At 62.2% G+C, this 21,781-nt stretch carries 24 protein-coding genes; 17 read left to right on the forward strand and 7 right to left on the reverse strand.

Translation table 11 applies throughout. The features are described from left to right. Positions 1–52 precede the first annotated feature (52 nt). Entirely contained in the window at positions 53–355 is a 303-nt protein-coding gene (locus AC1DVW_RS10640) for a hypothetical protein (protein ID WP_477322944.1), read from the forward strand. A 534-nt stretch (positions 356–889) separates the two neighbouring features. Here AC1DVW_RS10640 and AC1DVW_RS10645 read toward each other — a convergent pair. Beyond that, positions 890–1,369: a recombinase family protein gene (locus AC1DVW_RS10645; protein WP_477322946.1), complete on the reverse strand. Its 480-nt coding sequence runs from the start codon at positions 1,367–1,369 to the stop codon at positions 890–892. 82 nt (positions 1,370–1,451) lie between these two features. Between AC1DVW_RS10645 and AC1DVW_RS10650 the strand changes: the two genes are divergently transcribed. The 3 genes from AC1DVW_RS10650 (at position 1,452) to AC1DVW_RS10660 (ending at position 5,210) form a co-directional block, all read left to right on the forward strand. Then, positions 1,452–2,867: an ATP-binding protein gene (locus AC1DVW_RS10650; protein ID WP_477322948.1), complete on the forward strand. Its 1,416-nt coding sequence runs from the start codon at positions 1,452–1,454 to the stop codon at positions 2,865–2,867. 208 nt (positions 2,868–3,075) lie between these two features. Continuing rightward, entirely contained in the window at positions 3,076–4,098 is a 1,023-nt protein-coding gene (locus AC1DVW_RS10655; RefSeq protein WP_477322950.1) for a glycosyltransferase family 4 protein, read from the forward strand. A gap of 233 nt (positions 4,099–4,331) precedes the next feature. Then, a complete protein-coding gene (locus AC1DVW_RS10660) occupies positions 4,332–5,210 on the forward strand; it encodes a hypothetical protein (protein ID WP_477322952.1) in 879 nt (292 codons plus the stop codon). Positions 5,211–5,250: 40 nt separating this feature from the next. On the opposite strand, the gene AC1DVW_RS10665 is transcribed toward AC1DVW_RS10660, so the two are convergent. The 3 genes from AC1DVW_RS10665 to AC1DVW_RS10675 all read right to left on the reverse strand — a co-directional run bounded on the left by AC1DVW_RS10665 (position 5,251) and on the right by AC1DVW_RS10675 (position 6,750). Further along, the gene (locus tag AC1DVW_RS10665) at positions 5,251–5,610 is read right to left on the reverse strand and encodes a tRNA-binding protein (RefSeq protein ID WP_477322954.1); all 360 of its coding nucleotides are present in this window, start codon (positions 5,608–5,610) and stop codon (positions 5,251–5,253) included. A 13-nt stretch (positions 5,611–5,623) separates the two neighbouring features. Beyond that, complete coding sequence (locus tag AC1DVW_RS10670) at positions 5,624–6,124, reverse strand: type III secretion system chaperone family protein (protein WP_006202532.1); 501 nt, start codon at positions 6,122–6,124, stop codon at positions 5,624–5,626. A 323-nt stretch (positions 6,125–6,447) separates the two neighbouring features. Further along, complete coding sequence (locus AC1DVW_RS10675; protein WP_477322956.1) at positions 6,448–6,750, reverse strand: accessory factor UbiK family protein; 303 nt, start codon at positions 6,748–6,750, stop codon at positions 6,448–6,450. 157 nt (positions 6,751–6,907) lie between these two features. Here AC1DVW_RS10675 and AC1DVW_RS10680 point away from each other — a divergent pair, with 157 nt between their 5' ends. The 3 genes from AC1DVW_RS10680 (at position 6,908) to AC1DVW_RS10690 (ending at position 9,108) form a co-directional block, all read left to right on the forward strand. After that, complete coding sequence (locus AC1DVW_RS10680; protein ID WP_477322958.1) at positions 6,908–7,066, forward strand: hypothetical protein; 159 nt, start codon at positions 6,908–6,910, stop codon at positions 7,064–7,066. A gap of 126 nt (positions 7,067–7,192) precedes the next feature. Next, positions 7,193–8,047 carry a prolipoprotein diacylglyceryl transferase gene (lgt, locus tag AC1DVW_RS10685; protein ID WP_477322960.1) on the forward strand — a complete coding sequence of 285 codons (855 nt, stop codon included), beginning with the start codon at positions 7,193–7,195 and terminating at the stop codon, positions 8,045–8,047. Next, a complete protein-coding gene (locus AC1DVW_RS10690; RefSeq protein WP_477322962.1) occupies positions 8,044–9,108 on the forward strand; it encodes a class I SAM-dependent methyltransferase in 1,065 nt (354 codons plus the stop codon). The genes lgt and AC1DVW_RS10690 overlap by 4 nt, the downstream gene beginning before the upstream one ends. Before the next feature lie 85 nt (positions 9,109–9,193). Here the strand turns inward: AC1DVW_RS10690 and AC1DVW_RS10695 are convergent, their stop codons facing one another. Beyond that, entirely contained in the window at positions 9,194–10,093 is a 900-nt protein-coding gene (locus tag AC1DVW_RS10695) for a hypothetical protein (protein WP_477322964.1), read from the reverse strand. 185 nt (positions 10,094–10,278) lie between these two features. Here AC1DVW_RS10695 and pgeF point away from each other — a divergent pair, with 185 nt between their 5' ends. The 4 genes from pgeF (at position 10,279) to AC1DVW_RS10715 (ending at position 13,984) form a co-directional block, all read left to right on the forward strand. After that, entirely contained in the window at positions 10,279–11,073 is a 795-nt protein-coding gene (gene pgeF / locus AC1DVW_RS10700; protein WP_477322966.1) for a peptidoglycan editing factor PgeF, read from the forward strand. Then, on the forward strand, positions 11,073–12,224 hold the full coding sequence (locus tag AC1DVW_RS10705) for a M24 family metallopeptidase (RefSeq protein WP_477322968.1): 1,152 nt from the start codon (positions 11,073–11,075) through the stop codon (positions 12,222–12,224). The genes pgeF and AC1DVW_RS10705 overlap by 1 nt, the downstream gene beginning before the upstream one ends. Before the next feature lie 66 nt (positions 12,225–12,290). Then, positions 12,291–12,890 carry a hypothetical protein gene (locus tag AC1DVW_RS10710; RefSeq protein ID WP_477322970.1) on the forward strand — a complete coding sequence of 200 codons (600 nt, stop codon included), beginning with the start codon at positions 12,291–12,293 and terminating at the stop codon, positions 12,888–12,890. Between the two features lie 158 nt (positions 12,891–13,048). Further along, positions 13,049–13,984: a ribose-phosphate pyrophosphokinase gene (locus AC1DVW_RS10715; protein WP_477245476.1), complete on the forward strand. Its 936-nt coding sequence runs from the start codon at positions 13,049–13,051 to the stop codon at positions 13,982–13,984. Here the strand turns inward: AC1DVW_RS10715 and AC1DVW_RS10720 are convergent. Continuing rightward, on the reverse strand, positions 13,981–14,865 hold the full coding sequence (locus tag AC1DVW_RS10720) for an AraC family transcriptional regulator (RefSeq protein WP_477322971.1): 885 nt from the start codon (positions 14,863–14,865) through the stop codon (positions 13,981–13,983). The genes AC1DVW_RS10715 and AC1DVW_RS10720 overlap by 4 nt on opposite strands. A gap of 180 nt (positions 14,866–15,045) precedes the next feature. Between AC1DVW_RS10720 and AC1DVW_RS10725 the strand changes: the two genes are divergently transcribed. Beyond that, a complete protein-coding gene (locus AC1DVW_RS10725; protein WP_477322972.1) occupies positions 15,046–16,287 on the forward strand; it encodes an MFS transporter in 1,242 nt (413 codons plus the stop codon). A 63-nt stretch (positions 16,288–16,350) separates the two neighbouring features. Here AC1DVW_RS10725 and AC1DVW_RS10730 read toward each other — a convergent pair whose 3' ends face one another. Then, positions 16,351–17,193: an alpha/beta fold hydrolase gene (locus tag AC1DVW_RS10730; RefSeq protein ID WP_477245482.1), complete on the reverse strand. Its 843-nt coding sequence runs from the start codon at positions 17,191–17,193 to the stop codon at positions 16,351–16,353. Positions 17,194–17,345: 152 nt separating this feature from the next. Between AC1DVW_RS10730 and AC1DVW_RS10735 the strand changes: the two genes are divergently transcribed. From AC1DVW_RS10735 to corA, 5 genes are all read left to right on the forward strand, one after another. Next, complete coding sequence (locus AC1DVW_RS10735) at positions 17,346–17,777, forward strand: MarR family winged helix-turn-helix transcriptional regulator (protein ID WP_477322974.1); 432 nt, start codon at positions 17,346–17,348, stop codon at positions 17,775–17,777. Between the two features lie 184 nt (positions 17,778–17,961). Further along, on the forward strand, positions 17,962–18,606 hold the full coding sequence (locus AC1DVW_RS10740; RefSeq protein WP_477322975.1) for a 50S ribosomal protein L25/general stress protein Ctc: 645 nt from the start codon (positions 17,962–17,964) through the stop codon (positions 18,604–18,606). Positions 18,607–18,628: 22 nt separating this feature from the next. Then, entirely contained in the window at positions 18,629–19,369 is a 741-nt protein-coding gene (gene pth / locus AC1DVW_RS10745) for an aminoacyl-tRNA hydrolase (protein WP_477322976.1), read from the forward strand. 97 nt (positions 19,370–19,466) lie between these two features. After that, positions 19,467–20,570: a redox-regulated ATPase YchF gene (ychF, locus tag AC1DVW_RS10750; RefSeq protein ID WP_477322978.1), complete on the forward strand. Its 1,104-nt coding sequence runs from the start codon at positions 19,467–19,469 to the stop codon at positions 20,568–20,570. Positions 20,571–20,761: 191 nt separating this feature from the next. Next, a complete protein-coding gene (gene corA, locus AC1DVW_RS10755) occupies positions 20,762–21,736 on the forward strand; it encodes a magnesium/cobalt transporter CorA (protein WP_477245489.1) in 975 nt (324 codons plus the stop codon). Positions 21,737–21,781: the final 45 nt, after the last annotated feature.

Below are 21,781 nucleotides of genomic sequence, written 5' to 3' on the forward strand. Positions count from 1 at the left end.
GATCAAGAATATTATCCTCCCCGTTGCGGCGATCCCTTCAACGGAGTTCGCCATGCCTCAGAAAACCCTCGCCGACACCTTGGCCGCCCGCGAAAGCCTCTATGTGAATTGCGGGCATCCGATGTGCTGCAAATCGACAAAGCTCGATGTCCAAGCGCTGATCGACCGACTCGGCCCGGATCATGGCCCGATGGATGACGATCTGGTCGGGGTCTTCGGTTGCTCAAGTTGCAAGGTGGCTGGCCGCGACCGCCGGCCAGTGTTTTTCACATGCATTCCCGACTATGAAGGCCAGCAGCGGGAGCGGAACCGCGACTGGAAACCGACTTTTGAGAAGCGTCAGGATCATCTCTGATGAAGTGGCCGGCGCCCGTTGGGCGGGGGCTTTGGGGTAAAGGCGCCGGCCTGGCGAAACCACACAGGTCCGCCGCCCGAACAAGCTAACAGACAATCCGTCGGCACGTATAGCGTGATCGCGGAAGGCATCTCGGTTCGTCGGCAATGGGCAATGACGAGCGCGGGAGCAAGAGTCACGGAATTTGCGACTCCACCATCGTTTCGGGAAGAGGAGGCAAATGATGCGTCAAGATGGAACAACAGCGCGAAAAGCAGCAACACGGTACGTGCCAGAATGGCGCCTCAACCAGAGAACGTTTGAGGTTCCGTACCTCATGAAGCTCGGCAACATTGGCCGCCGCAAATGGTGATCGGGGCGCGCCGTCCTCGAGATACCAGTGCAACTATTGCGATCATCGGACGGCAGAGACCCGGCAGGCCTTGGGCTCGCGCCACCGCCATGTGCCATTCACGCGCCCGGGGAGTGGCCACACAAGCGCTCCGGCTTTGCGACCAGAACGACGGGCGCCGGCAGTGCACCGATAGTTCCCGCCTATAAAAGAAGTTTCGCAGCAGATTGGCGTGCGACAACGTTACGGACGTTTGAGACCTGCCACCGGCCGTTCCGCGCTGTGCGCACGCCGCGATTGTTCAGGGCGATTGCCAGGCCACGTAGACTGGTGACACCGGAGCGCTGAATCGACGCGATGATTGGCAGCACCGTCTGGGCAAATCGATCAGCTTCATCAATCGATATCTTCCGGCCCTTGGCCGCGGCCTCCGCCGTATTGGTCGGGTTGCCGAGTTTCATGCCGGTCGTCTTGCGAGAGGCGAGGGCGGCTTTTGTGCGTTCCGAGATGAGGCGCCGCTCCTTCTCGGCCAGTGCCGCATAGAGGTGCAGCATATGCGCGTCGATACCCTTGCAATCGGATCGGCCGCGGTCCGAAAGCTGGTTTGACAATTTGGGAATAAAGCCTTTGTTATCAATGACCGGCAATCGAGCGTTTGAGAGTCTAAGCACTGGAACGGCCACGGCTGTTCCAGAACGGCTCAGCGTGGAATAGAATGCCGACCCGGCCCTTTGCTGAAAGGCCGCAGACGAGCGAAAAGGGCGAATGGCGACCACGGAACTGCGACAGCCGGGAAATGGCGGCGTGAGCGATCGCTTGACGCGCACGCTGAAGGCAATGCCGCGTGCCTGGAACCGGTTCTGGCGCCTTGTTGCGCTTTATATGCCCAAGCGGCTCTATGCCCGCTCCCTGATCATCGTCATCGCGCCGATGATCCTGCTGCAATCGGTCGTCGCCTTTGTCTTCATGGAACGCCACTGGCAGACCGTGACGCAGCGCCTGTCGCAGGCCACCGTGCGCGACATCGCCGCGATCATCGACCTGATCGAGACCTATCCGCACGACGCCGACTACGCCAATGTCATCCGCATTGCCCAGGATCGCATGCAGCTGAAGGTCGACCTGCTGCCGCCCGATCCGCTGCCGGCGCCCGGTCCAAAGCCGTTTTTCTCGATTCTGGACGATGTTCTCTCAACCGAGATCACCCGCCAGATCAACCGCCCGTTCTGGATCGATACGGTCGGCAATTCCAACATCGTCGAGGTCCGCGTCCAGCTAGAGGGCAAGGTGCTGCGCGTCTTCGTGCGCCGCAGCCAGGCCTATGCCTCGAACACCCATATCTTCCTGATCTGGATGGTCGGCACCTCGCTGGTGCTTTTGATGATCGCCATCCCCTTCCTGCGCAACCAGATCCGGCCGATCCTGACGTTGGCCGAGGCCGCCGAGAGTTTTGGCAAGGGCCGACCGATGCCGCGCGATTTCCGCCCGCGCGGGGCCGAGGAGGTTCGCCGCGCCGGCTTTGCCTTCATCCAGATGCGCGAGCGCATCGAACGCCAGCTCGAACAGCGCACCGCCATGCTGACCGGCGTCAGCCATGATCTGAGAACCATCCTGACCCGCTTCAAATTGCAGCTGGCGCTGACCGGCGGCAAAGCCGAGACCAAGGCAGCGCTCGATCAGGACATCGACGACATGCAGTCGATGCTGGAAGGCTATCTCGCCTTTGCGCGCGGCGAGGCATCGGAAGACGCCGGCCGTTTCGATCTCGAGGCCTATTTCCAGAAGCTCGGCGAGGAGGCGACGCTGCACAAGCGCAAGCTGTCGACCGTGCTTGCCGGCGACCCGGATGTGCATGTGCGGCCCCACGCTTTCGCCCGGCTGCTGTCCAACGTCGTCGGCAATGCCTTCCGCTATGCCAAGACCGTCGAGATCACCGCCAACCACGGCCGCGGCTCACTTCTCGTCACCATCGATGATGACGGTCCGGGCATTCCAGCCGAAAAACGCGAACACGTGTTCAAGCCTTTCGTGCGCCTTGACGAAGCCCGCAACCTCGACGCCAGCGGCACCGGGCTTGGCCTGTCCATCGCCCGCGACATTGCCCGCAGTCATGGCGGCGACATCACGCTTGACGACAGCCCGCTCGGCGGTTTGCGGGCGGTGATCAAGGTTCCCGCCTAGCTGCGCCTGGAACGAGGCTTCATCCGCCCGTCATGAAACCATGGTGAAGAGCGCGCATGAAGCGCGCTATCCCTCTTGATTCGGCCCTACCGCCTCACTTTGACCCCGTGCCCGCCCGGGTGCGCTGGAGCGAAGCGAGTGCAGCAAGCTGGTCGCCGTTCCGGCATCGTTTCAAGGCAACCATCGACCTTTCAAGCAAAGGGCCGCCATGCGCATATTGATGGTCACCGACGCCTGGCGCCCGCAAGTCAACGGCGTCGTCCACACGCTGGAACGGCTCACCGAAACGCTGAAATCCTTCGACGTCTCGGTTGATTTCCTGACGCCGAACATCTTTCGCACGCTGCCTTTGCCGACCTATCCGGATATAAGGCTGGCACTGACGACGCCGGGCAATGTTTCGCGCCTGATCGAGGCGCGCAAGGCAGACCATATCCACATCGTCACCGAGGGACCGCTCGGCATCATGGCGCGGCGCTACTGCCGCCACGCCGGCCGGCCGTTCACGACCAGCTATCACACGCGCTTTCCCGAATATCTCAGCGCCCGCCTGCCGGTCCCCGAAAGCTGGGCCTATCGCTGGCTGCGTGACTTCCACAATTCCGGACAAGGCACGCTGGTCGCCACCCAGTCTCTGGCCGACGATCTTGCGGCACGCGGCTTCACCAAGCTCAGGCCATGGACGCGCGGCGTCGACACAGATCATTTTCGGCCGGAGAAGAGGAAAGACCTTGGATTTCCCGGCCCGATCTTCCTCTGCGTCGGCCGTGTCGCCATCGAGAAGAACCTGACCGCTTTCCTCGACCTCGACCTGCCCGGCAGCAAGGTGATCGTCGGCGAAGGGCCGGAACTGGCAAAACTCAAGGCCAGATATCCGCAAGCGCATTTCCTCGGCCACCGTCCCAATGACGAATTGGCGGAAATCTATGCCTCGGCCGATGTCTTCGTCTTTCCCAGCCGCACCGACACGTTCGGCAATGTCATCATCGAGGCGCTGGCCAGCGGCACGCCGGTCGCCGCCTATCCGGTGACCGGGCCGATCGACATCGTCGGCGACGGCATTGGCGGGGCGGTGTCGAACGACCTGCGCGAAGCGTCACTCACCGCGCTCAATGTCGACCGCGCCGAGGCGCGCCAGCGTGCCTTGCGCTACAGCTGGAAGGCTTGCGCGGAAATGTTTCTCGACACGGTCGAGGAAGCACTGGGGATGCCGCGGAAACTTGCAGCCTGATAGATTTCGCGGTGGGATGTATTGGGATTCAGGTCAACCGAGCCGAGAATGGTGGCTCCAGTAACCGGAGCGGAGCATACTTTTGGTATGTGAGCAGCGGAAGCACAGTTCCTTTCGAGAGCTTGTGCGACAGTTCCTTGCAGTGCATTATTCCGCATCTTTAGTTCCCTGCGGGATTGACGCCGATATCAACGCTGGACGAATTGCCTGCCGTATCGCCGAAGCGTCGCGTCTTGCGCATCAGCAAGACCGTTGCGAGGGTGTTCGACTATTGCCGTGCGAATGCCTGGCCACTCTTCGTGGCCGCCTGGTTTCCCTGCTTTCTGACGACGCTCTCTCTGACTGTGCTTGCTCTCATTCTTTTTGCCGATCCGGGGCAGGCGCCCACCTGGCTTCTATCGCGAGGCTTTGACCCCAGGACGTGGCTTTCTCCGATTGTTGCCGCGCCGTTCTCGGCGATGGTCTTTGCGTTCGTTCTGGACCGCATGGCAAACGCGCCCGAGCACGGCCGTGTCGTTGTTTCGCGCGGCGTTGAAAGTGTCAAACGCTTCGCTATCCCAGGCATGCGCTTTGAGCTCGGCCGGCGGATCCTTCTGGCTGCATTGCTTCTCGCGGCCATCCAGCTTCTATGCGGCTTTGCGGTGGACGGCGAGCACCGACTGCTTATTGCCGGCCTGCTGGCCACGCGTGACCTGCCGCTCAACCCCGAGGACGTCGCGCCTTGGGCGTCGGCGATGGGAGTCTTCAACGGATTCGCAGGTGGTTACGTACTTGCCTGCACATATCTCTTTGTCGGCGACTTTCTCTGGACGGGATCTTTTGATCCAATCGGGTGCTGGCGTGCGCTCGACGGCAATCGTCTGCGCTTCGTCGCCATAATGTTCATCGTTTTCGCAATAGTTGCCATACTCAAATACGGGCTGGTCCTGGCCGCAGCCTTGATCCTGATTCCCGGGGATGGCGCGTCGCCCTTGAACCTTATGCTGATGCATTTCGGTCTAGCCTGGCCGTTCGACGTCCTGCATCTCGTGCTCTCAGCCGCAACGGTCGGAACCATTCTCGGCGCGTTTCGGCCCCCAGCTATCGCTTCAATCCGGCCGGCTGCGGCGTGATGGCGCCTGCCGCGACTTCTGAGCAGCGGCAGGCTGCTCGCTAGAACAGGCGACCGCCGTCGGGCACTTTGCGCTCGATCGCGCCAAGCACCACGGCGCCCTCCTCGTCGGGAAAGCCGAGCGTCAGCACTTCCGACATGAACGGCCCGATCTGGCGCGGCGGAAAATTGACCACGGCGAACACCTGCCGGCCGATCAGCGTTTCCGGCGCATAGTATTTGGTGATCTGCGCCGACGACTTCTTGATGCCGATGTCAGCGCCGAAATCGATCGTCAGCTTGAATGCCGGCTTGAGCGCCTCGGGGAACGGCTCGGCTTCGACGATCGTGCCGGCACGAATGTCGACACGGTCGAAATCGGCAAAGCTGATCTCGGGCTTGCGCGCGCTGCTCGAACTCATCGCAGGTTCTGGCTCAAGCGTTTCCGTAGGTCTCGAACAGCACGCCGGCCAGCGCGTCCTTGGCCGATGTTCCCGACCAGACGACGAACTGGAACGCCTGGAAATAACATTCGCAGGCTTCCAGCGCCGACGACAAAAGCACTTCGACCTGCTGGCTCGACGGCTCGACTCCGCCGGCCAGCAGCAGCGACTGGCGGAACATGATCGCGCCTTCCTGCTCCCAGAGGTCGAAATGGCCGAACAGCATCTGCTCGTTGATCAGCGACAACAGCCGCATCACCTCAAGAGCGCGTGCCTCCGGCACCTTGATGTCAAAAGCGCAGGCCAGATGCAGTGCTTCGAAATCCTCCATCCAGGAGAATGAGACATGGTAGTCGGTCCAGCTTCCGGCAACAGAAATCGAAATCTCGTCATCACCGGCCCGCTCGAAGGACCAGTCATTGTTGTGCGCCACCTGCTCGATGACATCCACCGGATGGATTTCGCGGGAGAATTCGAGTTCGAGAAGTTCCATGGAATGCTTCCTGTCGTTCTGGGAGCGCCACCACACGCTCCGCGGGAGAGGCACACACAACGAACAATCGTGTCTAGAACTCGGACGGCCGGGACTTCATCAACGCAAAGACCCCAGACCGGACCCCACCGCCCGGCGCATGACCCTGCTCCGAATCATGCAACAAATTCAGTCTATTGATCGGGAGTCGCGTGAACAGCCCAATTTTTCGCACTGCGTCATTCGCATGTGGAAAGGCGCTGTCACAAAGATTCATGCAATGCCGGTAAGCGATTCACGGCAAAGCGCTTTTTCGGATTGTGCTTTGTGGAAAAGTTTAACGATTATTTTTTTGGTTTCGGCTTGGCCGCCGCCGCCGGTGCGGCCTGTCCGGTCAATTCGGCGAGCTTCGCCTCGAGCGCTTCTATGCGGGCAGCCAGGTGGGTGTTTTCCTCGCGCGCCTTGGCGGCCATGTCGCGGGCGGCCTCGAACTCCTCGCGCTGCACCACATCCATTGTGTTGAGGATGCGCTCGGCCTGCCCCTTGAAGGCTGTCTCCACCTCGCGCCGCACCCCTTGCGCGGCACCGGCGGCGTCGGTCATCAGCTTGGCGAATTCATCGAGAATGCGGTTCGGTCCGGTCGACATGGCAAATCCTCGCTTGCTCGAATTGACGTAGTGGCGCGCGGCGCGGAATGCAAGAACGTTGCGGTGGCTGCGGCATCAAGTCGGATGCGATTTTGATCTGACCTGCCGCGCCAATAGCTGGTACGATTACCAGACGAACGTTTGATGGGAGTCTCCAATGGCCATCAAAGCGGATTTGGACCAGCGTCTTGCCGCACTCGCCACAGCGCTCGCCAGGGGCGTCAGAGACGCTGATGCAGGGCGGGTGAAGCCAGCCGATGAAGTGTTTGACCGTCTTGAGGCTAAATACAAGGCATTGGCTGAGACCAAGCGCTGAGGCGGTAGTACAGGCACGATCAGCCTGCTTCTGGAAGCCGCATTTGACGAGCCACCTTGCCTTGACCCTGCCAAAACCCTGCCGCATGGTCCGCGCCAAAACGCGATCGCAATCGAGAGTTCCCCGTTGAACGAATATTTTATGCTGCCGCTGGCCTCCCTGCCCTTTCCCAACATCAACCCGGTCCTCATCCAGATCGGGCCGCTGGCAGTGCACTGGTATGGCATCGGCTACATCGTCGGCATTCTGTTTGCCTGGTGGTACGCCAAGCGGCTCGTCACCAACTCAAAGCTTTGGCCCGATGGCGTCCTGCCGATGAAGCCCGTGGACCTCGACGACTTCATCGTCTGGGCGGCCATTGGCGTGGTGCTGGGCGGCCGCGTCGGCTACGTGCTGTTTTACGATCTGTCGCGCTACATCGCCCACCCGCTCGACATCGTTGCCGTCTGGCAAGGCGGCATGTCGTTCCACGGCGGTCTGCTCGGCGTCATTATCGCCATGACGCTGTTTTCCCGGAAGCGCGGCATCCGCACCTGGTCGCTGTTCGACGTGGTGGCGGCCGGCGTGCCGGTTGGGCTGGGCCTTGTGCGCGTCGCGAATTTCATCAACTCCGAACTCTGGGGCCGGGTGACCGACGTGCCGTGGGGCGTCGAATTCCCCAATGGCGGACCGTTTTCGCGCCATCCGAGCCAGATCTATGAGGCGCTGCTCGAGGGGTTGGTGCTGTTTCTCGTCTTGCGCATCCTTACCCATTCGCGCCTCAAGCTGAAGACACCGCGCTTCGTCGGCGGGGCCTTCATCTGCGGCTACGGGCTGTCTCGCATCTTCGTCGAATTCTTCCGCGAACCCGACCAGCAGCTCGGCTATCTCCTCGGCACCGACTGGCTGACCATGGGCATGATCCTCTCGCTGCCGATGGTGCTTGTCGGCATCTGGGCAATGGCGACGGCCAGGCAGGTGCCACAGCCGCAGCCGGCATGACACGGCTGAAAACCCGCATCGTCGACCTGATCGGCGCGGTAGGGCCCATCCCCGTCAACCAGTACATGGCGCTCTGCCTGTTCGATCCTGACGATGGCTACTATACGACGCGCGAGCCTTTCGGTGCTGCCGGCGATTTTGTCACCGCGCCCGAGATCAGCCAGATGTTTGGCGAGTTGGTTGCCGTCTGGTTCTACCAGGCCTGGCAGGCGATCGGCCGGCCGGCGCCGGTCACCGTCGCAGAGATCGGCCCCGGTCGCGGCACGCTGATGAAGGACATGCTGCGCACTTTCTCGCGGCTCGACCCGGCGCTCACCACCGGCGCATCCTTCGCCATGATCGAGACCAGCCCAAGATTGATCGGAATCCAGAAGCAGACGCTTGCCGGGACTGCCGCCAAGATCGACTGGCACGAAACCATCGACACGCTGCCAAAGGCGCCGCTGCTCATCGTCGGCAACGAATTGTTCGACGCGGTCCCCATCCGCCAGTTCATCCGTGCCTGCACCGGCTGGCGCGAACGGGTGATCGGCCTCGACGACGCCGATGAATTGCGTTTCTTCGCCGGCGTCGGTTCGGTCGATGCCACATTGTTGCCGGACGACGCCGGGAATGCGCCGCAAGGCGCGATCGTCGAGATCGCGCCCGCCCGCGCTGCCTTGATGGCAGCCATCGCCGAGCGATTGGCCGAGCACGGCGGGGCTGGCCTGTTCATCGACTACGGCCATCTCAAGCCTGGCGTCGGCGACACATTGCAGGCCTTGCGCAAACACGATTACGAAGATGTGCTGGCCAATCCGGGCGAAGCCGATCTCACCGCCCACGTCGATTTCGCCGCCCTTGCAGCGATTGTTCGGACGCACGGTCTCGATGCACAGCTCACCACACAGGGCGAATTCTTGCTTGGCATGGGCCTGATCGAGCGAGCCGAGCTGCTCGGCGCGCAGGCGAATGAACAGTCGCGACAGGCCATTGCCGACGCCGTCGAGCGACTGGCCGGCCCCGACGCCATGGGTGAGCTTTTCAAGGTGCTGAAAATCAAGCCGAAGGCAGTCGGCTAGAGCATGATCCCGAAAAGTGGAATCCGGTTTTCGGAAAAGATCATGCTCAAACAAAGGGATACAGCCATCAATCGGCTGACCATCCTTAGAGGTCGTTTACAAGCCGTCCCGCCACGCCGCCGAGATAGGTGTCCCAGAGATAATCCGACATCAGCCGGCGGTGGCGCTGCGTACTGATCAGGTCCCCGTATGAGGCGCCGCCAATATGGAAGAAGCTGTCGCCGAGCATGCGGTGGTCGACGTCTACGCCACCTAGCCCCAGCCTGACCGTCGTCTTTCCAACGTCGGCGATGTTGCCTTCGTCCAGCCTGTCACGAAGCATTGGCCAATTGCCGCCGCCAGTGTCCAGCCCGGTCTCGAAGCGAGGCGTAAAATCGAGATCGAGATCTTCCACCACCGCATAGCGAAAGAAGCAAAGTCCTGCCCAGAAATACCACCCTTCATGGCCTCTCTTGGCAGGATATCTGGCGCCAAAGGCCGCTTTGCCCTGCATTCGCCCGGGTATGTCGATCGCAACGATCGGCAGGCAATCATGATCCAGATAGCCGAACAGCTCTGGTCGCAGGTGACGCACGATGTTGTGGAATACCCAGTTCATCGAGGTGCCATGCGACCGGTTGGGGTTCCATTCCGGGTTTCGCGGCAAGCCGAAATAGGCAATGCCTCGCGCCCGGCAGACGCTCTCGATCGCCTGTCGTGCCGCGCGGTTTGACGAATTGTCGACAACGACAAGCGTCATTCCTGTGGAATAGGTCAGCCAGGCCTTGGCTAGCGCATCGATGACCCAGGGCGTGTTGAAGGCAATGGCAAAGCAATAGTGCCGCGAGCCGGTCTGCCGCAATGTTTCAGCGAATTTGAGCCCCGCTGCCACATCCCGCGAGCGAAAATAGCCTTCCACCAGCGCGTTGCGGAAATCCTTCGCCTTGCGCACGTGGCGGTTCTTATGAATCCGGCGGATCAGGCTCTTGAGTGGTTTCCAGGCCATTGACACTTTCGCCGGAACCCAAACCGTCTGGTCCGTCGATCACTGCCTATAGTCGAAGGCCGGCTTTTCGCCAAGCCGGCGAGGCCTCCGGACATGGCGTCCGGCTGCCTTTGTCCAAGGTCCTGTCCGGCACTCGCCTTGAACTTCGCCTTGACGAAATCGCCGCCGCGGACAACAACCCGTCCATGCTGAATCAGACCAAGCCGGATCCCGTTCGGTCGCCCTTGCTGGAGAATGCGCGCGCGCAAGGCATCCGTCACGGCTATTTCACACGCGTTGGCGGCGTCTCCAGCGGCATCTATCAGGGTCTCAACATCGGCACGGGCTCGAACGACGACCAGACGCTGGTCGCCGAGAACCGCCGCCGCGTGGCCGATTGGATGGGTGTTCCCGCAAACCATTTGCTGACCGCTCACCAGATCCATTCACCGGATGTCGTCATTGCCCGCGAGCCCTTTGCTGGCGAGCGGCCCAAGGCCGACGCCGTCGTCACCGACCGGCCAGGTATCGCCGTCGGCGCCTCGACAGCCGATTGCGGACCAATCCTGTTCGCGGATGCCGAGGCGCGCATCATCGGCGCCGCACACGCCGGCTGGAAGGGCGCTTTCACTGGGGTGCTCGAAAACACGGTTCGCGCGATGGAAGGCCTCGGCGCCCGCCGCGAGCGGATTGTCGCCGTGCTCGGCCCTTCCATCGGCCCCGAGAACTACGAGGTCGGACCGGAATTCGTCGCCCGCTTTGTCGACGCGGATGCCGAAAACATCAACTATTTCACACCCTCGGCAAATCCAGGGCATGCGATGTTCGACCTCAACCTCTATACGGTCGACAGGCTCAACAAGGCCGGCGTGACCGCAGAAGGCCTCGGCCGCTGTACCTATGCTGAGGAAGAGCTTTTTTACTCCTACCGGCGCACCACGCACCGGAAGGAACCGGACTATGGGCGACAGGTTTCGGCAATCGTTTTGGAGAAAGAGTGATGGCGCTGCATTTCGAACGGCCGGAATTTGACGCGCGGCGCGATCGTCTGATGATCGAACTCGCCGAGAAGAAGCTCGACGCGGTGCTGCTGTTTGCTCAGGAAAGCATGTACTGGCTGACCGGCTACGACACGTTCGGCTTCTGCTTCTTCCAGTGCCTGGTGGTGAAAGCCGATGGGTCGATGGTCCTGCTCACCCGCTCGGCCGATCTGCGCCAGGCGCGCCACACCTCGATCATCGACAACATCGTGCTGTGGACCGACCGGGACGGTGCCAATCCGGCGGTCGACCTGCGCAATTTGCTCAATGAACTCGGCCTGCTCGGCGCCCGCATCGGCGTCGAATACGACACGCACGGCCTGACCGCCTACAATGGCCGGCGTCTGGACGAACAGTTGCAGACCTTTGGCCAGATCGCGGACGCTTCCGGCATTGTCGGCCGGTTGCGGCTGTTCAAGAGCCCGGCCGAAATCGCCAAGGCTGAAAAGGCTGCAAATCTTTCGGACGATGCGCTCGATGCGGCCCTGCCGCTGATCAAGCAGGGTGGCGACGAAGCCTTGATCCTGGCCGCCATGCAGGGCGCGATATTTGCCGGTGGCGGCGACTATCCGGCCAACGAGTTCATCATCGGCTCCGGCGTCGACGCGCTGCTGTGCCGCTACAAGGCCGGCCGCCGCAAACTCACCAAGAACGACCAGCTGACGCTCGAATGGGCCGGTGTCTTCCATCACTATCATGCGCCGATGATGCACACCGTGCTGACCGGCAAGGTGTCGAAGCGTCACCAGGAGCTTTTCGATGCCGCCCGCGCTGCAATTCTTGCCGTCGAAAAGGCTATGACGCCGGGCAACACCTTTGGCGACGTCTTCGATGCCCATGCCCGCACGCTCGAGGCCCACAATCTGACCAAGCACCGGCTGAACGCTTGCGGCTATTCTGTCGGCGCCCGCTTCACGCCGTCCTGGATGGACATGCCGATGTTCTACCAGGGCAATCCCGAGCCGATCGCGCCCAACATGACGCTGTTTGCCCACATGATCATCATGGACTCCGAAACCGAGACGGCGATGACGCTTGGCCGCACCTATCTGACCACCGAATCGCAGCCGAAGCCGCTTTCGCGCCATGATCTCGACTTGATCGTACAGTGAATCCATAATGGCAGGAATGCGGAGGGCGTTCATCGGGGCGCCCAGCGCCAAGGAGTTTTCAGGCAAATGAGACGATCGCATGTGACGACCGTGTCATTGCTCGGCGCGCTGGCGCTGGCTGCTTGCACCAATGCCAAGGACGTCCTCGAGCCTTCAGCCATCGCCCCGCCAACGACCTTGACACAGACGGTGCCGGCGGCACCGGGCAGTGCTGAAGCCGCCACTCCGGCACCTTCGTCGCCCGCAACAGCTGCCCCCACCCCTGCCACCCCGGCCCAGAGTGCGGCCATCCTGTCGAAGACGCGGCTGCAGGTGGCGCCGATCGTCGGCGCCTCGGTGGAAGCCGCAACGCCGTTGACGGCGGAACTTCAGACGCGCGCCAGGCAGCGCGGCATCACGCTTGCCGGCAGCGCCGACCAGACCGCCACGCATGTGCTGAAGGGCTATTTCTCGACGATGACGGAAGGCAAGGACACCACCGTCATCTATGTCTGGGATGTCTATGACCCCGCGGGCAACCGGCTGCACCGCATCAACGGCCAGCAGAAAGCCCCCTCGGTCAGTGGCGGCGAAGGCTGGGCGGCGGTCGCGCCGGCAACCATGCAGGCGATCGCCGACCAGACGATCGACCAGTTCGCCGCATGGCTTGGCGGCGCCGCCGGCTGATCGGCGTGTTGCCGGCGTTCGTCAGTGTTGACGTTTTTGAGATTAGCCGGCGGATTCCCGATCACGAGGCTTGCAATACCGGCGCGGCCCGCTAAAAGCCCGGTTAAGAGGCTCTTGAGAGTCTGCTAGGTCTCTCCATCCTTCACCAGGAACGGTGCATGAAGCTCTTCGCGGGCAATTCCAACAGGGTGCTGGCCGAAGCGGTCGCCCGCTACCTCAATGTCCCGCTGGGCAAAGCCAGCGTCAGGCGCTTCGCCGATCAGGAAATCTTCGTCGAAATCCAGGAAAACGTGCGCGGCGAGGATGTCTTCATCCTGCAGTCCACCTCTTTCCCGACCAACGATCACCTGATGGAACTGCTCATCATGATCGATGCCTTCATGCGCTCGTCTGCAAAGCGCATCACCGCGGTCATCCCCTATTTCGGCTATGCCAGGCAGGACCGCCGCGCGTCCGGCCGCACACCGATCTCGGCCAAGCTGGTCGCCAATATGATCACCCGCGCCGGCGTCGACCGCGTGCTGACGCTCGATCTCCATGCCGGCCAGATCCAGGGCTTTTTCGATATCCCGACCGACAATCTGTTCTCCGTGCCGGTCATGGCCCGCGACGTGAAGGCGAAGTACAAGCAGCTTGCCAATGTCGTCGTCGTATCGCCCGACATCGGCGGCGTGGTGCGCGCCCGTGCGCTGGCCAAGCGCTTTGACGCACAACTCGCCATCGTCGACAAGCGCCGCGAGCGCCCGGGCGAATCCGAAGTCATGAACATCATCGGCGCCGTCGCCGGCAAGGATTGCCTGCTCATCGACGACATCGTCGATTCGGGCGGCACGCTGTGCAACGCCGCCGATGCGCTGCTTGCCAACGGCGCCACCAGCGTCACCGCCTACATCACTCACGGCGTGCTGTCGGGCGGCGCCTGCGCCCGTATCGCCGGCTCGAAGCTGCAGGAACTGGTGATCACCGATTCCATCCAGCCGACCCAGGCCGTGCTCGACGCCCACAACATCCGCGTCATTTCCATCGCCGACCTGATGGGCGAAGCGATCTCGCGCACCGCGACCGAGGAATCGGTGTCGAGCCTGTTCGACTAGAGCGTCGGACTCTCAAGCAGAGCCGGCCCGCTTTTCCGCCGCATGCCTTCGCCGGCATCGCGCGCGCCGCGCATGTAGCCGCGCGGTGACGCCCCCAGCATGCGCTTGAACATGGTGATGAAGGCCGGCACGCTGTCATAGCCGAGATCGAGCGCCACCCTGGTGATCGGTTCGCCGTCGGCCAGCCGCGGCAGGGCCGCGAACAGACAGGCCTGCTGGCGCCATGTCGACAGCGACAAGCCGGTCTGGCGATGGAAGGCGCGGGTGAAGGAGCGGCGGCTCATGCCGACGATGTCGGCCCATTCGTCGATCGTCGCATGCGGCGAAGGTGCCGCGACAAAACGCCGGCATAGCGCTGCCAGTTTCGGATCGGAAGGAAATGGCAGGCCGAGCGGCCGTTCCGGCAGGTTCGGGATCTCATGCAGAAGAAGATTCATGATCAGCCCGCCGCGCCCCTCCAGCTCGGCGCCTTGCGGCAGCTTCTCCGATTCCACGATCAGGCTGTGCATCAAATCGGTGATGCCGACGACGCGCAAACTATCCGGCAGCCCGGCGATCGCTTCCGGCATCACATAGACCGAGCGCATCGAGACATCCCCCAGCATCTCGACGGAATGCTCGATCCCCGCCGGGATCCACATGGCGTGATCGGGGGGCACCATCCAGCGCCCATGCCGCGTCGTCACCAGCACGACGCCGACCAGCGCATGCAGCAGCTGGCTGCGGCTGTGATGGTGTTGCGGCACATGGTAGCCGTCCGGATATTCGGTCGGCAACGCCACTGCCGGCCCGACAGCCTGCTCCAGCCACTGCCAGCGACTTTGATGCAGTCGGCCGAGCTCGGCGGCGTCGCCTCTGAAGATTTCCCTGCCATGCGGCATTGGCTATGGCCCACTTGCGAAACTATTGGACCAAACCACGAAAGAAGTCGCCTCGCAAGCAGCTTATAAGGCAACCGTCCCCCAAGGCGCTTCAGACGAGCGTCCTTAAGGCGGTCCGCAGGAGCGGCCGCCAAGCCTGCCCGCGGGTTAACACCCGCCAAAAAGACCTCGGAGCTTGCCTTGACCGATACGACAGCCACCAGCATTGCGCCGCCAGCCGGCGCCAGCCTCGCTTCAGCCCAGGCGACCGCCTTCACCGTCATCCTGGCGGTGAGCTTTTGCCATGGCATCAATGACATCATGCAGTCGCTGCTGCCGGCGATCTATCCGCTGCTGAAAGAGAATTACGGTCTCGATTTCTGGCAGATCGGTCTTTTGACCTTCACCTTTCAGGTAACGGCGTCGCTGCTGCAGCCGGTCATCGGTATGATCACCGACAAGCGACCGATGCCCTATTCCCTGCCCTATGGCATGGCTTCCTCGCTGATCGGCCTGGTCGTGCTCGCCTATGCCGGCCACTATGCTCTGCTTCTGGTCGGCGCGTCGCTGATCGGCATCGGTTCGGCTATCTTCCACCCGGAATCCTCGCGCATTGCCCGCTTTGCCTCGGGCGGTCGCTTTGGCCTGGCGCAATCGCTGTTCCAGGTCGGTGGCAATTTCGGCCAGTCCATGGGGCCGCTACTCGCCGCCTTCATCGTCGTGCCCTTCGGCCAGACCAGCATTTCCTGGTTCGCCGTCGGCTCGCTGATCGGCATCATCGTCTTGTGGCGGGTCGGCGGCTGGTACAGCCGGATGCGCGCCGCGCAGGGCAACCGCAAGGCGGCAAGCTTCGTCTCGCCCTTCCCGCGCCGCAAGGTCATGGGAGCGCTGGCGGTGCTGACCTTGCTGGTGCTGACCAAGAACGCCTACATCGCCAGCCTGTCCAGCTACTACACCTTCTATTCCATTCACAAATTCGGTGTTTCGGTGCAGATGAGCCAGGTCATGCTGTTCCTGTTCCTCGGCGCCTCGGCGCTCGGTATCCTGCTCGGCGGCCCGTTCGGCGACCGCTACGGCCAGAAGGCGATGATCTGGTTCTCGATCGTCGGCGTGCTGCCGTTCACGCTGGCGCTGCCCTACGCCAATTTCGAATGGACGATGGTGCTGACGGTGCTGATCGGCCTGATCCTGTCATCGGCCTTCTCCAACATCGTCGTGTTTGCGCAGGAACTGGTGCCGGGGCGTGTCGGCACGATCGCCGGCATCTTCTTCGGCTTCGCTTTCGGCATGGGCGGCATTGCGGCTGCCGTGCTCGGCGTCGTCGCCGACATGAAGGGCATCGATTTCGTCTTCCAGGTCTGCTCCTATTTGCCGCTGCTCGGCCTGCTGACGGTGTTTTTGCCGAACATGAAAGAAGCCAGGAAGGCGCAGGCAGCCGCCTGAGCAATTCCAAACAAAGCACCCGCCCGACGGCGGGTGCTTTTTTCTGTGCCGTTCCCGAGGAGCCTAGGCCTTGAAGAAGGCCAGCAGGTCGGCGTTGATGACATCGGCATGGGTCGTCGCCATGCCATGCGGGAAACCCTTGTAGATCTTGAGCTCGCCCTTCTTGAGCAGCTTGATCGCAAGCAGCGCAGAGTCGGCGATCGGCACGATCTGGTCGTCATCGCCATGCATGACCAGCACCGGCACGTCGATGGCCTTCAAATCGTCTGTGAAGTCGGTTTCCGAGAAGGCCTTGATGCAATCATAGTGCGCCTTGGTACCGCCCATCATGCCCTGACGCCACCAATTCTCGACGACTGCTTGCGAGACTTCGGCGCCGGGACGGTTGAAGCCGTAGAACGGGCCGGCCGCAACATCGTGGAAGAACTGGGCGCGGTTGGCCGCCTGGGCAGAGCGGAAACCGTCGAACACCTCGATCGGCAGGCCGCCAGGATTGGCCGGCGTCTTCAGCATAATCGGCGGCACGGCGCCAATCAGCACCGCCTTGGCGACACGGCCGCCTGAACCATATTTCGCGACATAGCGGGCTACTTCACCGCCGCCGGTCGAATGGCCGACATGGATGGCGCCCTTCAGGTCGAGATGCGCCACAAGTTCCGCGACATCAGCAGCGTATGTGTCCATCTCGTTGCCGGTATCGGTCTGGGTCGAGCGGCCATGGCCGCGCCGGTCATGGGCAATGACGCGGTAGCCCTTCGACAGGAAGAACAGCATCTGGGCGTCCCAGTCGTCGCTGCTCAGCGGCCAGCCATGATGGAAGACGATGGGCTGGCCGGTTCCCCAATCCTTGTAGAAAATCTCGGTGCCGTCCTTGGTGGTGATCGTGCTGCTGCCGGGCTTGGTCATCTCAATCTCCGTTGATTGCTATCACGATAATCAATATCGCGATAGCAATATGATTAGCGCAGATCGAAATCCTTGTCTACCGAAAATATGTATCGCGATATCATTTTTCGTGGTACATATATGAGATGCTCAGTCGGCAAAAGGAATGCGCCGTGCCTCTCCCATTGGACAATCAGCTCTGTTTCACGCTTTACGCCACCAGCATGGCGATCAACCGTACCTACAAGCCGATGCTGGACGAGATGGGGATCACTTATCCGCAGTACCTCGTTCTGAATGCGCTTGCCGAGGCCGACGGCATGTCGGTCGGTAGCATCGCGCACAGACTTGCCTTGGAATCGAGCACGATCACGCCGCTGGTCAAGCGCATGGAACAGGCAGGCCTGGTCACCCGCCAGCGCAGCCAGACCGACGAGCGCCAGGTACAGGTCGATCTGACTGCCGCCGGGCGCGCGCTGCTGGTGCAGTGCAACTGCCTGAACGAAACCCTGATCGAGCGCTCGGGCATGACGCTGACACAGCTCGACGCGCTGAACCGGCAGATCCAGACGCTGCGCGGCGCGCTGAGCGGCAATCAGGAGTAACCCTGCCCCGCCCTTGCCCGCCATGGCTTGCACCTCCGGCCGCCTTCCGCTATAGAGCCGCCACCCGCGTAGACACCCTTGGAGGCAACGCGGCGGAAGGCCGCCTCACCCGGCGGCTTTCGACGTTTACGGCCAGGCTCATTGCTTGCCGCGAACGCTCCAGAACAAACCGAAAGGAAATGCCATGAGCCACGACACTTACGAGCTCAAGGCCGAAGCACGCGAACAGGTCGGTAAGGGGTCCGCCCGTGCAGTTCGCCGCAACGGTAAAGTGCCTGCAGTAATCTATGGTGACAAGCAGCCTCCCCTGGCTATCGCGCTCACCTACAAGGACATCTACTACAAGATCCACGGCGGCGGGTTTCTGACCACGATCGCCACGATCGATGTCGACGGCAAGAAGATCCAGGTCCTGCCGAAGGACTTCCAGCTCGACCCGGTCAAGGATTTCCCTGTCCATGTCGACTTCCTGCGCATCGGCAAGGACACCGAAGTCAATGTCGACGTGCCTGTCCACTTCATCAACGAAGACAAGTCGCCCGGCATCAAGCGCGGCGGCGTGCTCAACATCGTGCGTCACGAAGTCGAGTTCCACTGCCCGGCCAATGCGATCCCGGAATTCATCACCGTCGATCTCACCGGCGCCGACATCGGCGATTCGATCCACATCTCGGCAGTCACCCTGCCGGCCGGCGTCAAGCCGGTGATCTCCGACCGCGACTTCACCATCGCGACCATTGCCGGCTCGTCGGCGATGAAGCCGGAGGTCGAAGAGACGGTTGAAGTTGCAGCGCCTGAAGCGGCGACCCCTGCCGCCGAAGAGAAGTAATTATTCCGGCCCGGAGCTGACGATGCTTGTATTTGCAGGCCTCGGCAATCCGGGCGCGAAATACGCTGATAACCGGCACAATGTCGGCTTCATGGCGGCGGACGCAATTGCCCGCCGCCATTCCTTTTCACCCTGGTCGAAGAAATTCCAGGGCCTGATCGCCGAAGGCACGCTTGCCGGCGAAAAAATCATCCTGATCAAGCCGCAGACCTTCATGAACCTGTCCGGACAGGCGGTCGGCGAAGCGCTGCGCTTCTACAAGCTTGGCCCTTCGGCGCTTACAGTCTTCTATGACGAGATCGACCTTGCCGCCGGCAAATTGCGGGTCAAGATCGGCGGTGGTTCCGGCGGCCACAACGGCATCCGCTCGCTCGACCAGCATGTCGGCAAGGACTATCGCCGCGTGCGCATCGGTGTCGGCCATCCCGGCGTCAAGGAAATGGTGCACGGCCATGTGCTTGGCGATTTCGCCAAGGCCGACCGCGAATGGCTGGACGTGCTGCTCGACGCTATCGCCGGTGACGCCGGATTGCTGGCCAAGGGCGACGACAATTCCTTCATGAACCGGGTGACACTGGCGCTGCGCGACAAGCTTACACCGACCAGCGATGACGACCGCCCGCCGCCAAAGGCGCCGAAGGCCCAGGGCCCAAAAGCGCAGAGCCATGTCCGCCAGGCGAGGCAACAGCAGCCGGCTGTCAAACTGCCCGAGACCGGGCCGATGGCCGCCATGCTGAAGAAGCTGTTCGGCGGCAAGGACTGACTCTGGGCACGGATCAGGGCTCAAGGGCTTGACGTTGATCCACCCTATCGCCCATAGCCCTGATCAAATTTCTATTTTCCCGATAGGACCGGACAAAATGGGTTTCAAATGCGGTATCGTTGGCTTGCCCAACGTCGGCAAGTCTACGCTATTCAACGCGTTGACCAGGACGGCGGCGGCGCAGGCCGCCAATTATCCGTTCTGCACCATCGAACCGAACACCGGCGAGGTGGCGGTGCCCGACCCGCGCCTGCAGAAGATCGCCTCCGTCGCCAAGTCGAAGGAGATCATTCCGACCCGCATCTCCTTCGTCGACATTGCCGGCCTGGTGCGGGGCGCCTCCAAGGGCGAAGGGCTGGGCAACCAGTTCCTCGCCAACATCCGTGAGGTCGACGCCATCGTCCACGTGCTGCGCTGCTTCGAGGATGACGACATCACTCATGTCGAGGGCCGCATCGACCCCGTCGCCGACGCCGAGACCGTCGAAACCGAGCTGATGCTCGCCGACCTCGACAGCCTCGAGCGCCGCATCGTGCAGATCCGCAAGCGCGCCGGCAGCAAGGACAAGGAAGCCACCACCGTGCTGCCGATGATGGAAGCGGCACTTGAGCTGCTGCAGGCCGGCAAGCCGACGCGCATCCTGCTCAAGGGCATTTCAGCCGAGGACCTGCGCATCCTGCAGGGGCTGAACCTTTTGACCTCGCACCCCGTGCTCTATGTCTGCAACGTCGCCGAGGCCGACGCCGCCACCGGCAACGAGCACACCAAGGCCGTGGAAAAGATGGCCACAGCGCAGGGTGCCGGCACCGTGGTGATCTCGGCCGCGATCGAGGCCGAAGTCGCCCAGCTCTCGGACGAAGAAGAGATGGAGTTCCTGTCCTCGCTCGGCCTCGACGAACCCGGCCTCAACAAGGTCATCCGGGCGGGTTATGATCTGTTGCATCTCATCACCTATTTCACCGCCGGGCCGAAGGAGACGCGGGCCTGGACGATCCACAAGGGCGACAAGGCCCCGCAGGCGGCCGGCGTCATCCACACCGATTTCGAGCGCGGCTTCATCCGCGCCCAAACCATCGCCTACAACGACTATGTCATGCTGGGCGGCGAAGTGGCGGCCAAGGAAGCCGGCAAAGCGCGCGACGAAGGCAAGGAATATGTCGTCCAGGACGGCGACGTGCTGCTGTTCAAGTTCAACACCTGAGCTGGAAACGGCTGCCTAACGGCCTGACGTTTAGCGCGATTGTAGCTTCGCGGGCGTCGGGCGGCGCCTTTTCACGCGCCTTGACCTTGTCACATCGCAGGTCTAATCGGCTGCTGCACCCGGTCGGCGCTTTTGTCGAAAGTGGCCGTCCCGTGCCATCCATTTTTTGGCCCCAGCAGGGAGACCCGGCGATGATCAAGGCCTTCGTCGTGGACAATGACCGGCTGCGCACCGTCGATGATCTCTTGCAAAACAGCGACAAAGTCGTCTGGGCCGATCTTCTCAATCCGACCAAGGATGAGGAAGCCGCCATCGAGAGCTGGCTCGGCGTCGCCATCCCGACCCGCGAGGAGATGGAGGAGATCGAGATTTCGAGCCGCCTCTATGTCGAGGACGGCGCGTATTTCATGACCGCCACGTTGCCGGCCCAGACCGAGGCCGACGATCCGCTGATGTCGCCGGTCACCTTCGCCCTCGCCGGCCAGCGGCTGGTCACCATACGCTATCACGAACCGAAGGCCTTCAAGACCTTCCCGCTGCGCGCCGAGAAGGTCGCGACCGGCTGCACCAGCGGCGACACCATCCTGATCGGCCTGCTGGAGGCGATCGTCGACCGTCTCGCCGACATTCTGGAGCGCGCCGGCCGCGACGTCGAAGCGATTTCGCGCGACATCTTCGAGGCGCGCTCGACCAAGGTGTCGAAGCGCAACCGCGACTTCCAGGAATTGCTGAAAGCCATAGGCCGCAAGGAGGACATCGCCTCCTCGGTCCGCGACAGCCTGATCTCGCTGCAGCGCCTTGCCGGCTTCCTCGCCCATGTCGCCACCCAGACGAAGATGAGCAAGGACATCCGCGCCCGCATCAAGACGCTGTCGCGCGACGTGCTGTCGCTCGCCGACCACGCCACCTTCCTGTCGCAGAAGATCTCGTTCCTGCTCGACGCGACGCTCGGCATGATCTCGATCGAACAGAACGCCATCATCAAGATCTTCTCGGTCGCCGCCGTCATCTTCCTGCCGCCGACGCTGGTCGCCTCGATCTACGGCATGAATTTCGACATCATCCCCGAGCTCAAATGGCAGCTCGGCTACCCCTTCGCCATCGGCCTGATGATCCTGTCGGCGATCCTGCCCTTCTGGTATTTCCGTCGCCGCGGCTGGCTCTGAGCAAGGCTTGGCTCACCAGAAATCGCTTGACCAAACGCCGTCCGG

The organism is Mesorhizobium sp. P3_B5 (assembly GCF_056402815.1).